Source organism: Sideroxydans sp., from assembly GCF_054604835.1.
Map to the genome: position 1 here is coordinate 150,745 of NZ_JBTSFG010000001.1, position 13,360 is coordinate 164,104.

The 13,360-nt window shown below is 60.6% G+C and carries 14 protein-coding genes and 1 tRNA gene; 8 read left to right on the forward strand and 7 right to left on the reverse strand.

Going from position 1 to position 13,360, the window contains the following annotated elements; all coding sequences use genetic code 11:
• Positions 1 to 34: 34 nt before the first annotated feature.
• From dut to ACYCZ5_RS00775, 6 genes are read right to left on the reverse strand one after another with little or no spacing between them, the layout of a single operon-like run.
• Positions 35 to 484 (reverse strand): dUTP diphosphatase, encoded by a 450-nt coding sequence (dut, locus tag ACYCZ5_RS00750; RefSeq protein WP_461542852.1) that lies wholly within the window; start codon positions 482 to 484, stop codon positions 35 to 37.
• On the reverse strand, positions 481 to 1,725 hold the full coding sequence (gene coaBC, locus ACYCZ5_RS00755) for a bifunctional phosphopantothenoylcysteine decarboxylase/phosphopantothenate--cysteine ligase CoaBC (RefSeq protein ID WP_461542853.1): 1,245 nt from the start codon (positions 1,723 to 1,725) through the stop codon (positions 481 to 483). Before coaBC ends, dut begins: the two co-directional genes overlap by 4 nt.
• Before the next feature lie 47 nt (positions 1,726 to 1,772).
• Complete coding sequence (mutM, locus tag ACYCZ5_RS00760) at positions 1,773 to 2,588, reverse strand: bifunctional DNA-formamidopyrimidine glycosylase/DNA-(apurinic or apyrimidinic site) lyase (protein WP_461543350.1); 816 nt, start codon at positions 2,586 to 2,588, stop codon at positions 1,773 to 1,775.
• Positions 2,588 to 3,913 carry a GldG family protein gene (locus tag ACYCZ5_RS00765; RefSeq protein ID WP_461542854.1) on the reverse strand — a complete coding sequence of 442 codons (1,326 nt, stop codon included), beginning with the start codon at positions 3,911 to 3,913 and terminating at the stop codon, positions 2,588 to 2,590. The genes mutM and ACYCZ5_RS00765 overlap by 1 nt, the downstream gene beginning before the upstream one ends.
• The gene (locus tag ACYCZ5_RS00770; RefSeq protein ID WP_461542855.1) at positions 3,913 to 4,644 is read right to left on the reverse strand and encodes an ABC transporter permease; all 732 of its coding nucleotides are present in this window, start codon (positions 4,642 to 4,644) and stop codon (positions 3,913 to 3,915) included. Before ACYCZ5_RS00770 ends, ACYCZ5_RS00765 begins: the two co-directional genes overlap by 1 nt.
• On the reverse strand, positions 4,641 to 5,378 hold the full coding sequence (locus ACYCZ5_RS00775; protein WP_461542856.1) for an ABC transporter ATP-binding protein: 738 nt from the start codon (positions 5,376 to 5,378) through the stop codon (positions 4,641 to 4,643). Before ACYCZ5_RS00775 ends, ACYCZ5_RS00770 begins: the two co-directional genes overlap by 4 nt.
• 81 nt (positions 5,379 to 5,459) lie before the next feature.
• Here ACYCZ5_RS00775 and ACYCZ5_RS00780 point away from each other — a divergent pair, with 81 nt between their 5' ends.
• The 8 genes from ACYCZ5_RS00780 (at position 5,460) to ychF (ending at position 12,185) form a co-directional block, all read left to right on the forward strand.
• The gene (locus tag ACYCZ5_RS00780; RefSeq protein ID WP_461542857.1) at positions 5,460 to 7,205 is read left to right on the forward strand and encodes a tetratricopeptide repeat protein; all 1,746 of its coding nucleotides are present in this window, start codon (positions 5,460 to 5,462) and stop codon (positions 7,203 to 7,205) included.
• 4 nt (positions 7,206 to 7,209) lie between these two features.
• Positions 7,210 to 7,758, forward strand: coding sequence for a lipoprotein insertase outer membrane protein LolB (gene lolB, locus ACYCZ5_RS00785; protein WP_461542858.1), 549 nt, complete (start codon positions 7,210 to 7,212; stop codon positions 7,756 to 7,758).
• Positions 7,755 to 8,618: a 4-(cytidine 5'-diphospho)-2-C-methyl-D-erythritol kinase gene (ispE, locus tag ACYCZ5_RS00790; protein WP_461542859.1), complete on the forward strand. Its 864-nt coding sequence runs from the start codon at positions 7,755 to 7,757 to the stop codon at positions 8,616 to 8,618. The genes lolB and ispE overlap by 4 nt, the downstream gene beginning before the upstream one ends.
• Positions 8,619 to 8,624: 6 nt before the next feature.
• A tRNA-Gln gene (locus tag ACYCZ5_RS00795) sits at positions 8,625 to 8,699 on the forward strand.
• Between the two features lie 61 nt (positions 8,700 to 8,760).
• Positions 8,761 to 9,708: a ribose-phosphate diphosphokinase gene (locus tag ACYCZ5_RS00800; RefSeq protein WP_461542860.1), complete on the forward strand. Its 948-nt coding sequence runs from the start codon at positions 8,761 to 8,763 to the stop codon at positions 9,706 to 9,708.
• 84 nt (positions 9,709 to 9,792) lie between these two features.
• Entirely contained in the window at positions 9,793 to 10,443 is a 651-nt protein-coding gene (locus ACYCZ5_RS00805; RefSeq protein WP_461542861.1) for a 50S ribosomal protein L25/general stress protein Ctc, read from the forward strand.
• Between the two features lie 57 nt (positions 10,444 to 10,500).
• Complete coding sequence (pth, locus tag ACYCZ5_RS00810; RefSeq protein WP_461542862.1) at positions 10,501 to 11,079, forward strand: aminoacyl-tRNA hydrolase; 579 nt, start codon at positions 10,501 to 10,503, stop codon at positions 11,077 to 11,079.
• Between the two features lie 14 nt (positions 11,080 to 11,093).
• Positions 11,094 to 12,185 carry a redox-regulated ATPase YchF gene (gene ychF, locus ACYCZ5_RS00815; protein ID WP_461542863.1) on the forward strand — a complete coding sequence of 364 codons (1,092 nt, stop codon included), beginning with the start codon at positions 11,094 to 11,096 and terminating at the stop codon, positions 12,183 to 12,185.
• Positions 12,186 to 12,263: 78 nt separating this feature from the next.
• Here ychF and ACYCZ5_RS00820 read toward each other — a convergent pair whose 3' ends face one another.
• Positions 12,264 to 13,109, reverse strand: a complete 846-nt coding sequence (locus ACYCZ5_RS00820) for an HDOD domain-containing protein (protein WP_461542864.1) — start codon at positions 13,107 to 13,109, stop codon at positions 12,264 to 12,266.
• Between the last annotated feature and the right edge of the window lie 251 nt (positions 13,110 to 13,360).

A 13,360-nucleotide genomic window follows, 5' to 3' on the forward strand; every position in this document is an offset into this window, starting at 1 on the left:
GATGCGGGCTTTTTTGTTTGGTCTGTCCGATGTGTCAGTGCTTGCCGGTACTGCCGAATCCGTTCGCACCGCGATGGCTGTGCGGGAACTCTTCCACGATATTGAACTGCACCTGTGCCACCGGCACGATGACCAACTGCGCGATACGCTCCATCGGCATCAGTTCGAAGGGGTGTGAACCGCGGTTCCAGACCGAGATGAAGATCTGGCCCTGATAGTCGGAGTCGATCAGGCCGACCAAGTTGCCGAGCACGATGCCATGCTTGTGGCCGAGGCCGGAGCGGGGCAGGATCATCGCGGCATAGTGGGGGTCGTTGAGGTGCAGCGCGATGCCGCTGGGAATCAGTTCGCATTGTCCCGGCCGAATGGTGACGGCTTCGTCTATGCAGGCGCGCATGTCGATGCCGGCAGAGCCCGGTGTGGCATACATCGGCGGATGATCGTGCAGGCGCGGGTCGAGTATCTTGACGTCCACTTTCTTCATGTCTGGTTCCCTTTCTTGTAAAGCATGGCGGCATGACGCAACAGGGCGCGAGCCAGAGTCGATTTGTCGGTGCGCGGTAATACATGTTCACCCGCATCGTCGAACAGCTCGAGTTCGTTGTCATCGGCGCCGATGGCGTCCTGCGCCAGATTGGCGGCGAGCAACGGGATGTTCTTCTTCTTGCGTTTGGCCGTGGCGTGCTCGCGCAGCTTCTCACTCTCCGCAGCGAAGCCCACGCAGAACGGGGCTTTGGGCTGACTGGCGACCCAGCCGAGGATGTCCGGGTTAGGCACCAGCTGCAGATTCAGGCTGGCGTCGCTCTTCTTGATCTTTTGTTCACTCGGCTGGGCCACACGGTAATCCGCAACCGCAGCGACACCGATGAACATGTCGCTCGATGGTACGGCCTGCTGCACCGCTGCGAACATCTCCGCTGCCGAGGTGACATCCACCACGCGCGCACCGGCGGGCGGCGTGAGCGAGACCGGGCCGGAGACCAATGTGACTTGCGCGCCCATCTCCAGCGCAGCCTGCGCGACGGCGTAACCCATCTTGCCGCTGCTGCGGTTGGTGATGCCGCGCACCGCGTCGATGGCTTCATAGGTCGGGCCGGCGGTGATGAGCAGGCGTACGCCCGCCAGTTCACCGGAGCTTGCTACGGACAAGGCAGTCAGGATGTCCTGTGCCAGCGCTTCCGCTTCCAGCATGCGGCCCATGCCTTCCTCGCCGCAGGCCTGCACCCCGCTGACCGGGCCGAGCAGCGTCACGCCGTCCGCAGCCAGTTGTCGGACGTTGCGCTGTGTCGCGGCATTCGACCACATCTGCTTGTTCATGGCCGGTGCGACCAGCAGCGGGCAATCGCGTGCCAAGCAGAGCGTGGATAGCAGATCGTCGGCCAGGCCATGCGCCAGCTTGGCGATGAAGTCGGCCGTGGCGGGCGCGATCACGATGGCATCGGCGATGCGGCTGCTGTGGATATGCGACATACCCTTGTCGTCCTGCCATTGGTCGAGCAGCACGGGCTGACCGGTGAGTGCCTGCAGGGTGGCGGGCGTGATGAAATGTGTCGCTGCATCGGTCATCGCCACTTGCACCTCGACACCCTGCTTGATCAGCAGACGCGCCAGTTCCGCCGCCTTATAGGCCGCGATGCCGCCGGTGATGCCGAGTACGATGCGTCGATGGGGAGTGGCAGGTGTCATGCCGCGCATCTTAACAAGAAAGTGTTGCGTTTGTTGCATGGGGGTAGTGATCAGGACGGCCGAAACATCATGATCGGAACCGCCGTTCAACGTTGGCATTGCGGGCAATAGAAGGTCGAGCGCTGTCCTTGCTTGATGATGCGGACAGGCGTCCCGCAGCGGAGGCAAGCTTCGTTGCCGCGTCCGTAGACGAAATAATGCTGTTGGAAATAGCCGCTGGAACCGTCGCTGTGGATGAAGTCGCGCAGTGTGCTGCCGCCTTTCTCAATGGCGGCGCGCAAAACCTCCTGCACGTTCTGTACCAGAGCCGCGCAGCGGGCGCGGGACAACTTCCCGGCTGCCAGTTGCGGACGGATGCCGGCGCGGAACAATGCCTCATTGGCGTAGATGTTGCCCACGCCGACCACCAGATGATTGTCCATCAGTGCCAGTTTGATGGCGACGCTGCGTGTCCGTGTCGCGCGATAAAGGTAGTCCGCATGGAATGCTTCGCTCAGCGGCTCCGGCCCGAGACGACTCAGCAGCGGGTGTGCGGCGATATCGCCCTCGTGCCACAACACCGCCCCGAAGCGGCGCGGGTCGCGCAGGCGCATCAGCTTGCCGTTGTGCAGGACTAGGTCGAAGTGGTCGTGCTTTTCCGGAGGGGTGCCGTGCGGCAGGATGCGCAGGCTGCCGCTCATGCCCAGATGCAGGATGAGCGTGCCGTGCTCGAATGCGATCAGCAGATATTTCGCGCGGCGCTGCAATGCGAGGATCTCGCGTCCCAGCAGCAGAGCAGGCAATTCAGCGGGGATCGGCCAGCGCAGTTGCGCATGGCGCACGATGACATCTGTGACTTGCGCGCCATGCAGATGCGGCGCGATGCCGCGCAGCGTGGTTTCGACTTCGGGTAACTCGGGCATCAGGCGGTGTGATGTCTGCGCCACCACAGCCAGCCGCCGATGGCGATCATTAGCAGCGGCAGCACCAGCAGCAGGCTGTACGTGAATACAGTCAGTTGATGTCTGCTGAAGGTGAGCGCGCCATCCTTGGCGGTGTGCGGGGCGAGGGTGATGAATTGCTCGTCGCCTGCCAGCCAATTCACCATGTTCATGCCCAGATCAAGGTTGCCGCCGTTGCCTGAATACGCGTTCGATAGAAAAGCAGCACTGCCGACCACCACGATGCGTTGCTCATGTTCCGGGCCGTCGCGTTGCAGGGCGAGAGCCAGACTGAACGGGCCGGGCACATCCTGGGTCGCATCGAAACGCATGTCGCGTCGCTGGCTCACCCAGCCGTTGGCCGCGCCTTCCACCAGAGTGTGATGCGTCCAGCTTTCGCTGTCGTCCACGCTCAAGGCAGCGGCATAGGGGAAGGCGGTGATCAGATCGAAGTCGCGCGTGACGGGATGCGGCGGATAGCCGCCTCCCAGTGTCCAGTCCTTGGGCGCATCCAATTGCTGCGCTGCTGGGTCGATGATCATGCCCGGCAGTGGTTCGATATGCAGTTGTTCGGCCAGGCTCTCCAGGCCGCGCAGCGGCTCGGCATCCAGCAGCCACAGCAGGTTGCCGCCGCGTTCCACGAAGCGCAGCAATTTTGCGATCTCACCTTTGAACAGCTTCTTTTGCGGCTGGGTGATGACCAGCAGGCCGATGTTGTCCGGCACTTCCTGCGCGACGGTCAGGTTGAGGGAGGTGACGCGATAACCGTTCTGCGTCAGCCTGCGGCCGAATTCGCCCAGATCGTGGTTGGCCTCACCGTCCAATTTGCGTTCGCCGTGGCCGCTCACATACATCACCCATTGTTCACGGTTGCGGGCGAGGCGCATCAAGGCGCTGGTCAGCGTTTGCTCGTTCAGCGTGGTCAAGTGCTCGCTGCGGCCGGCGTAATTCACCACCATCTCGCCGTTGCCGCGTATGCCGGACTTGCGCACGGCTTCCGGCTCTTTCAAAGGGTCGACAAAAGTGAGGCTGATGTCAGGTTTGTAGCGCTGGTACAGTGCGACAAAATCACTCACCAGTTTGCGTACGTCGCCCTGCTTGGCATCCTGCTCTGTGGCGTAGACGGTGATGTCCAGCGGCTTGTCGAGCTGGGACAGTATGTGCACGCTGCCTGCTTCCAGACTGTTCAACTCGTTCTGCGTGAAATCACGCTGCAACGGAAAACGTGCCGCCAGTTGGTACAGGGCGACACAGACTACGATCAGGGCTATGTAGAACAGGCTGCGATAGATCAACGGGCGAGTCATCAATGGCCTCCCCGTTCTCGCCGCAGATGATGGATGGTCAGCATCAGGAAGAAGGTGCAGAACAGCACGAAATAGGCGATGTCAGCACTGCTGAGCAAGCCCGAGTTCAGATTCTGGAAATGCGTGTTGGGTGACAAAGCGCGCAACAGACCGCCCGCCATATCGAGCAGCCACAGCGTGACCGAGACGGCCAGTGCAGTGAAGGCGGCGACCACCGGCTGGCGGCTGACAGCGGAGAAATACAGGCCGAGCGCGGCATAGGCGGCGGCCAGCAGCCACAGGCCGAGCAGATTGCACAGGATCAGTCCGACATCGGCTCGCGTACCCAGCGCCAGCAGCGCCATCATCGCCACGGCGGCCAGTATGACTAGGGAGAGCAGCACCAGCAGGCCGGCGAACTTGCCGAGCACGATCTGTGCGGAAGAGAGCGGGGAAGTCGCCAGCAGCAGCCAGGTCTGGTTGCGCCGCTCTTCCGCGATCAAGCGCATGCTGAACAGGGGCGTCAGCATCAGCAGCAACAGGGCGAGCAGGTTGGCCAACGGGGCGGCGATGGAGATGGTCGCACCCGGTGCGTCGTCCATCTGCGCCAACTGGGTTTGCACTTGCAGGTAATCGTCCAATCGTGCGAGGAAGAACCAGCCGAGGATGAACTGCAACAGTGCCAGCATCATCCAGGTCGAGGGCGCGCTGAACAGGGTGTGCAGGTCTTTGCGGGCGAGGGTGCGGATCATGCGTGCTCGCTTTCCGCATCGGCGTTCAGGCGCAGGAAGCTGGATTCGATGTCGCTGTGCGCGCGCAATTCGTCCAGCGTGCCATTGAAGATCGAGCGTCCCTCGCGCAGGATCACGGCGCGATCACACACTTGCTCGACCTCGTGCAACAAGTGTGTGGACAGGATCACGCTGCTGCTGTCGCCTAATTCACTGATCAGTGCGCGGATGTCGCGGATCTGCGCCGGGTCCAGGCCGACCGTGGGCTCATCCAGTATGACCACGGCGGGCTGGTGGATGATGGCCTGTGCGATGCCCACGCGCTGCTGGTAACCTTTGGAAAGTTCGCCCACCAGCCGTCGTCCCCAGTCCAGCAGGCCGCAACGTCGTTTCGTCAGTTCCAGATATTCGGGTAGTTGTGCCTTGCTCACCTTGTGCAAGCGGGCGGCGAACAGCAGCTGGTCATCCACGCGCATATCACGATACAAAGGGGGATGTTCCGGCAGAAAACCCAGACAGGCCTTTCCCAGATCAGCTCGCCGCGCCAGATCGAAATCACAGACCGCTACGCTGCCGCTGTTCGGTTGCAGCGCGCCGGACAGCATCATCAGCGTGGTGCTTTTGCCTGCACCGTTGTGGCCCAGCAATCCCAGTACCTCGCCGCGGCGCAGTTCCAGTGACACATCGTCCACGACCCGGCGTTTGCCGTGAAAGCGCACCAGATTGCGGGCGGAAAGCGTGGTTGGAGCAGGCATATGGGGCGGGAGTCGCGCGGTTTTGAGTTGCGACGAATATAACCTAATATGTCGGCTCGCATCAAAACACTCGGGCCCTAGATGATCTTTCCGACACGAATCCTTGCCCTGCCGCTGATACTCATGCTGGCAGCCTGCGCGAACACGCCGCAGAGATCGGCTACTGACGAGCCAGCCAGCGATAGCTCGCAGCATGGTCGTCTGGAGCAGATCGCTCCCGAACCCAGACTGGATCTGCCCGATGTCGAACTGACGGATCGCCTGATGTATGGATTCCTGCTGGGCGACATCGCGGCACAACGCGGCCGTCCCGAACTGGCAGCGCAAGCATATCTCGATCTGGCACGTACCACCCGCGATCCGCGTGTGGCGCGCCGCGCCGCGCAACTTACCTTCGAAGCACATCAGTATGACCAGTCGCTGGAGGCGTTCAAGCTATGGCAGGAGCTGGAACCAACCTCGCCGCTAGCGAAGCAGATGCTGGTCTCGTTGCTGCTTTCCGGCGGAAAGCTGGACGAGGCGCGTCCCCTGGTTATCGAGATGCTGGCGGCTGAACCGCAGAAGGGGCGTGCCTTCATGAGTCTGTATGGCTTGCTGGCGCGCGTGCAGGACAAGGCCGCCGCATTGGACTGGCTGACCGAAGTGGCGCAGCCTTATCTTGAGGTCGCCGAGGCGCATTGGGCGCTGGCGCAGACCGCTATCACCGCCGGCAAGCAGGAAGTGGCACTGGCAGAAGCGAACAAGTCGCTGGAGCTGAAACCGGACTGGGATCTGGCGGTGATGCTCGCCGCGCAGCAGACACAGCACAACGACCCGCAGCGCGCTGTCGCGATGCTGTCGCGCTTTCTGAAAGCACATCCGGAACGTAACGAGGTGCGGCTGTTCTACGCGCGCATGTTGCTGGAACAGAAACAGTATCAGCCGGCACGCGACCAGTTCGCCAAGCTGCTGGAACAGCGGCCGGGCAGTGCCGAGCTGGCATTCGCCATCGCCATGATCTCGCTGCAGCTGGGCGAGCTGGACAGGGCAGAACAGGAACTGCGTCAGGCTTTGTCCGGTAAGGGGGGCGACAACGACACGCTGCGTTTCTATCTCGGCCAACTGTACGAGGCGAAGCAGGACTGGCCGGCCGCGCTGCAGCAATACCGCGAGATACAGGGTGGCGACAGGCTGTATGCCGCGCGCTTGCGCATCGCCTATCTGCAGAATAAACAGGGCGAGTTGCAGGCTGCACGCAAGACGCTGGCGCAGACCGAGGCGAAGGAGGATGCACAGCGCGTGCAACTGCTGATGGTGGATGCGCAGTTCCTGCGTGAAGCCGGCCAGTATGCTGAAAGTTTTCAGACGCTGATGCGCGGACTGAAGAATTTCCCCGAGCAGCCGGAATTGCTTTACCAGGCCGCCCTGCTGGCCGACCGGCTGGACAAGCATGAAGACTTCGAACGGTTGATCCGCAAGTTGATCAAGATCGAGCCGGACAATGCGCATGCCTATAACGCACTGGGTTACGGCTGGCTGGCGCGCAACATCCGCATCCCGGAAGCCCTGGCGCTGGTTGAGAAAGCCTACCGGCTGGCACCGGATGATGCGGCCATCATCGATAGCATGGGGTGGGGCTACTACCGTTCTGGGCAACTGGACAAGAGTCTGGAATTCCTGCGCCGCGCCTATGCGGCCAATCCCGATCCCGAGATCGCCGCCCATCTGGGTGAGGTGCTGTGGGTGAAGGGGGAGCGCGAAGCCGCGCAGAAAGTCTGGCGCGCCAGCGAACAAGCGCATCCCGACAACACCCTGTTGCGCGATGTGATCCACAAGTTCCTGCCTTGACCCGATGCGCCGGTTAGTCCTGTTGTCCTTGTTGCTGTCCGCCTGCGCCACGACGCCGACCGTCGTGCAGCGACCTGTTGCAGTCGATGCGCCATTCGTCATAAATGGACGAATCGCGATCATCCAGCCTGAACGGCGCGACAGTGCTGGTCTGCGCTGGACGCATGATGCAGCTTCGGACGAAGTCCTGTTGCTGGCCCCGCTGGGGCAAGTCGTGGCACGCATCACTTCCGACAAACAGGGCGTGACGCTGGAAGCGGAAGGCAAGACCCATGTCGCGCAGGATGCCGAGACGCTCACGCAAGACTTGCTGGGCTGGCAGTTGCCGCTTTCCGGCTTGCGTTACTGGATTGCGGCCTTGCCCGCACCGGGTGGGGAATTCCTTCGGGAACAAGATGCGGCAGGCCGCATCTCCATGCTGTATCAGCAGGGCTGGACCATCCGTTACATGCGCTATGCGGGCGAAGGACGTGACGCGTTGCCCTTGCGTCTGAGCTTGCAGCGCGCAGGCATGGAAGTGCGCGTGCTGATCGACGAATGGGAGGCGCGATGAAAACGCTGGTATGTCCCGCACCTGCCAAGCTGAACCTATTCCTGCATGTGGTCGGCCGCCGCGAAGACGGCTATCACTTGCTGCAGACTTTGTTCCGTTTCATCGACCTGAACGACACACTGCATTTCACGCTGCGCGACGACGGCCAGGTGTGTCGACTCAATGCCTTGGAAGGCGTGCCGCCTGAGCAGGATCTGTGCGTGCGTGCCGCGCGTCTGTTGCAACAGGAGACCGGCTGCAAGCTGGGGGTGGATATCGAGGTCGAGAAACGCATCCCCATGGGCGGCGGTCTGGGTGGAGGCAGCTCGGATGCGGCCACCACTTTGCTGGCCCTGAACAAGCTGTGGGGACTGGGTTTGAGCCGCGAACGACTGATGGCGCTGGGCCTGACGCTGGGGGCGGATGTGCCGGTGTTCGTGTTCGGCGACAATGCCTTTGCCGAAGGCGTCGGCGAGCGTCTGCAGGCGTACGGCCTGCCGGAAGCCTGGTATGTCGTGCTGTGTCCGCCGGTGCATGTGCCGACGGCAAAGATTTTTACGCATTCCGAATTGACACGAAATACGATTTCGATGACAATGCGCGCCCTTCCGAAGGGGGAAGTATTTCGGGCCGGTCGACAAGCCGGTTTGAACAACGATCTGCAGGCCGTGGCCTGCAAGTTGTACCCCGAAGTTGCGGAACATCTTGCCTGGTTGGCGCAGTTTGCCCCGGCGATGATGACAGGCTCAGGCGCTTGCGTTTTTGCCGAGTTCGCAACGGAATCGGAAGCAAAAGCGGTATTGCAGCAGTTGCCGCCGGATATGCGCGGATTTGTCGCGCACGGCTTGCAACAGCACCCTCTCAGGGAATTCGCTGCATAAGGTTTTTGGGGAGTCGCCAAGTGGTAAGGCATCGGATTTTGATTCCGACATTCGTAGGTTCGATCCCTACCTCCCCAGCCAGTTCATTCAAGTATCGACGGGCGTTCGCGCCCTTTTCATTTTTCTACTAGAGGTGCTCCCGATGTCCGGCGACATGATGGTTTTCACCGGCAATGCCAATCCCAAGCTGGCTGAAAGCGTAGCTAGGCATCTGGGTATCCATCTTGGTCGCGCAACCGTCAGCCGTTTCTCCGACGGCGAAGTGATGGTGGAGATCCTTGAACATGTACGCGGCAAGGATGTGTTCATCCTGCAATCGACCTGTGCCCCGACCAACGACAATCTGATGGAAGTCATGGTGATGGTCGATGCCTTGCGCCGCGCCTCGGCCGCCCGCATCACCGCCGCCATCCCTTATTTCGGCTATGCCCGCCAGGACCGCCGTCCGCGTTCTGCACGTGTGGCGATCACCGCCAAAGTGGTAGCGAACATGTTGAGCAGCGCGGGTGTAGACCGCGTGCTGACCATGGACCTGCACTCCGACCAGATCCAGGGTTTCTTTGATATCCCGGTGGACAACATCTACGCCAGCCCCATCCTGCTGTCCGATGTGTGGCGCAATGATTATCCCAACCTGATCGTGGTGTCGCCCGACGTCGGCGGTGTGGTGCGTGCGCGTGCACTGGCCAAACAGCTGGACGCCGACCTCGCCATCATCGACAAGCGCCGTCCCAAGCCGAACGTGGCCAAGGTGATGAACATCATCGGTGACGTGGCTGGCCGTACCTGTCTGATCATGGACGACATGGTCGATACCGCCAACACACTGTGCGAAGCCGCCAATGCGCTGAAAGAGAAGGGCGCCACCCGCGTGCTGGCCTACTGTACCCACGGCGTGCTGTCCGGTCCGGCCATCGAACGTATCGAGAAGTCCGCCATCGACGAGTTGGTCGTGACCGACACCATCCCGTTGCAGGAGAACGCGCGTAACTGCAAGCGTATCCGCCAGCTCAGCGTCGCCGAGCTGATGGCCGAGACGCTGCGCCGCATCAATGCGGAAGAGTCCGTCAGCTCCCTGTTCGTAGATTGAGTTTCAAGTGGTGACCATGTCGGTCATCACACAACCCGGAATGCTCTGGTCGCGGAGCGTTCCAATTGAAGTGGAGAAGTAAAAATGTCTATCGAAATCAGCGCAACAAAACGCCAAGTGCAAGGAACGGGTGCGAGCCGCCGTCTGCGCAAAGCGAACCGCGTCCCCGCCGTCGTGTACGGTTCCGGCGATGCAGTCATGATCGAACTCGATCACAACACCATCTATTTCGCACTGAAGAACGAAGCGTTCCACGCTTCCGTGCTGTCGCTGGAAGTGGAAGGCAAGAAGGAATCCGTGCTGCTGCGCGACTTCCAGATGCACCCGTTCCGCCAGCAAGTGCAACACGTTGACTTCCAGCGCGTCGATGCCAAGAAGAAGGTGCACATGAAGGTGCCTCTGCACTTCGTGAACGCCGAGATCGCACCGGGCGTGAAGCAAGGTGGCGGCATCATCACCCACGTGCTGAATGAACTTGATATCGCTTGTCTGGCAAAAGACCTGCCGACAGCCATCGAGATCGATCTGGCCGGTCTGGAACTGGGACACTCCATCCACATCTCCGACGTCAAGCTGCCCAAGGGCGTTGAAGTGGCGACCCATCACCACGCTGCCGATGCAGTGGCGACGGTCACAGTGCCGCGCGGCCATGTCGAAGCTGCTGCCGAAGCTGCCGCTGCAGCAGACGCGTCCGCCGCTTCTACTGCTGCCGCCGCACCTGCAGCCAAGAAGTAATACGCAACAGGAACAACCCGCCATGTCATCTGACGGTGCATGGCGGGTTTTTTCATTATGAGCGAACCGATCAAACTCATCGTCGGGCTGGGTAATCCCGGCAAGGAGTATGAATCCACGCGCCACAACGCAGGTTTCTGGTGGGTGGATGAGCTCGCGCGTATGCACAACGCCAACTTCAAGGCCGACAGCAAGTTCCACGGCCTTGTCGCCAAGACCAATCTACACGGGCATGAGGTGCATCTGCTCAAGCCGCAGACCTTCATGAATGTGAGCGGCCGCGCCGTGGGGGCGCTGGCACAGTTCTACAAGTTCGTCCCGGCACAGATACTGGTGGTGCATGACGAACTCGACCTGCCGCCGGGCAGTGCCAAGCTCAAACTGGGCGGCGGCCATGGTGGACACAACGGCCTGAAGGACATCATCGCGCATCTTGGCAGCAAGGACTTCTGGCGTTTGCGTATCGGTGTAGGCCATCCGGGTGATCGCGCGGAAGTGGTGAATTTCGTGCTGAACGCACCGCGCAAGGAAGAGCAGGGTTTGATCGATGAGGCATCGCAACGCGCACAGGATGTTGCCGCGCTGATCATCGAAGGCAAACTGGAAGCGGCGATGTTGAAGCTGCACAGCAATTAACCAAGGAAACAACCATGAGTCTCAAATGCGGAATCGTCGGTCTGCCCAATGTGGGCAAGTCCACCATGTTCAATGCCCTCACCAAGGCGGGTATCGCGGCGGAGAACTATCCCTTCTGTACCATCGAACCCAACGTCGGCATCGTCGAAGTACCCGATCCGCGTATGGATGGTCTGGCCAAGATCGTCAATCCGCAACGCATGCAATACGCCATCGTCGAGTTCGTCGATATCGCGGGTCTGGTGGCGGGCGCGTCCAAAGGTGAAGGTCTGGGCAACCAGTTCCTCGCCAACATTCGCGAGACGGATGCCATCGTCAACGTCGTGCGCTGTTTCGACGACGAGAACGTGGTGCACGTGGCCGGCAAGGTCGATCCCATCTCCGACATCGAAGTCATTCTGACCGAGCTGGCGCTGGCCGATATGGCCGTGGTGGAGCGCACCATCCACCGCGACGGCAAGAAAGCCAAATCCGGCGACAAGGACGCAATCAAGTTGGTTGCGTTGCTGGAAAAGCTGCTGCCGCATCTGAACGAAGGCAAGCCGGCGCGTACCTTCGGCCTGAGCGGTGAAGAGATCGAGCTCATCAAACCATTGTGTCTGCTCACCATCAAACCGGCGATGTATGTCGGCAACGTGCTGGAAGACGGTTTCGAGAACAATCCGTATCTGGATCGTTTGCGCGAACATGCCGCGAAAGAGGGCGCACCGGTGGTGGCGCTGTGCGCCAAGATCGAACAGGAGCTGGCCGATCTCGACGATGCCGACAAAAAGGAATTTTTGGCAGACCTCGGTCTGGAAGAGCCCGGCCTGAACCGTCTGATTCGTGTCGGCTACGACTTGCTCGGCCTGCAGACCTACTTCACCGCCGGTGTGAAGGAAGTGCGCGCATGGACCATCCACAAGGGTGACACCGCACCGCAAGCGGCAGGGGTCATCCATACCGACTTCGAGAAGGGCTTCATCCGCGCGCAGACCATCTCCTACGAGGATTTCATCGCCTGCGGCGGTGAAGCCGGTGCGAAGGAGAAGGGCAAGATGCGTGTGGAAGGAAAAGAATATGTCGTGCAGGACGGCGACGTGATGAACTTCCTGTTCAACGTGTAACCTCAGCGCATCGTTCGATGCAAAAAGGCCAAGCCGGAATCCGGCTTGGCCTTTTTGCATTTAAGGATCCGGGCGAACTTACTCGCCGTTCAGGAAAGCCAGCATGTCCCATTTGAGCTCTGAGAACTCCTGCTCGGACAGCTCGAAGTGCGCCAGTACAAGCTCGCCATGCTTGTCCCAATCCTTGTCGCGGACATGCAGATGCTCGTCCGTGACATTCTCTGCCATATGTATCAGTCCGATCAGGTCTCGGACGTCTGCACCGGCACGGTTGTCGGGCGAGGTGAAGATCGTCTCGTCATGATGGAGAAGAATGGCCATGCTGACCCGGGCCGGCAGCGCCCAGGAGCGCGTTAGCATATTGCCGACCACGGCATGATTGGTGGAGTAGTGTTTATCCTCTGTTTCGCAGAGTGGAATGCCTTGCTTGCCATCCGCCATGACAGTGGCACGGTAGTCCGGGTACTTCTGCATCAGCACCGGAATGCCGCAGTCGTGGAACAATGCTGCGATATAGCTTTCCTCGCGCGATACCGTCGGGAACTTGGCTGCCATCTTTTCGGCGACGCTGGCGGCGATGGTGGAGCGTTCCCAGAACTTGTCGAAGCTCTGCCCCTCGCCGCCCAGACTCTGCCGCAAGGCGATGTTGTGCACCAGATTCATGATGTTCCGCAGGCCCAGTATGTTGGCCGCATGCATGACCGAGGTCACTTTCGTGCGCAGGCCTACGAAGGGCGAATTGGCCAGTTTCAGCAAGGGAGCGAGCATGCCCGCATCCCTGCTGATCAGCTGCGCGATCTTTTCCAGGCTGGCTTCCGGATGTTTGATCTCGCGCATGAGTTCGGTCAGCGTGGCGGGACAGGGCGGGATGAAGATGCCATTCAGGGTCTGTTCGGTGGCGGAGAGCGACAATTCTGTGTTCATCGTGGTTCCTGAGTCTGAGTGATTGATACGCTTGGGCGCATCATGCATAAATATCCGCTGCCATGCCATATGCCGAAATGCATATGCATAGGTATAGATGAGCGGGGCCTGGAATTGCTTCGTTGAGAATGACAGGCTTCTGTTACACTCCGCGCCGCAATCTCGTTTCAGTCTAGTGATTGCCGCCGATTCCGGTTCGCAACACCCACCTCATTCAGCCTCAGACTGGCGCCCCATCAGGGCGACAGGCC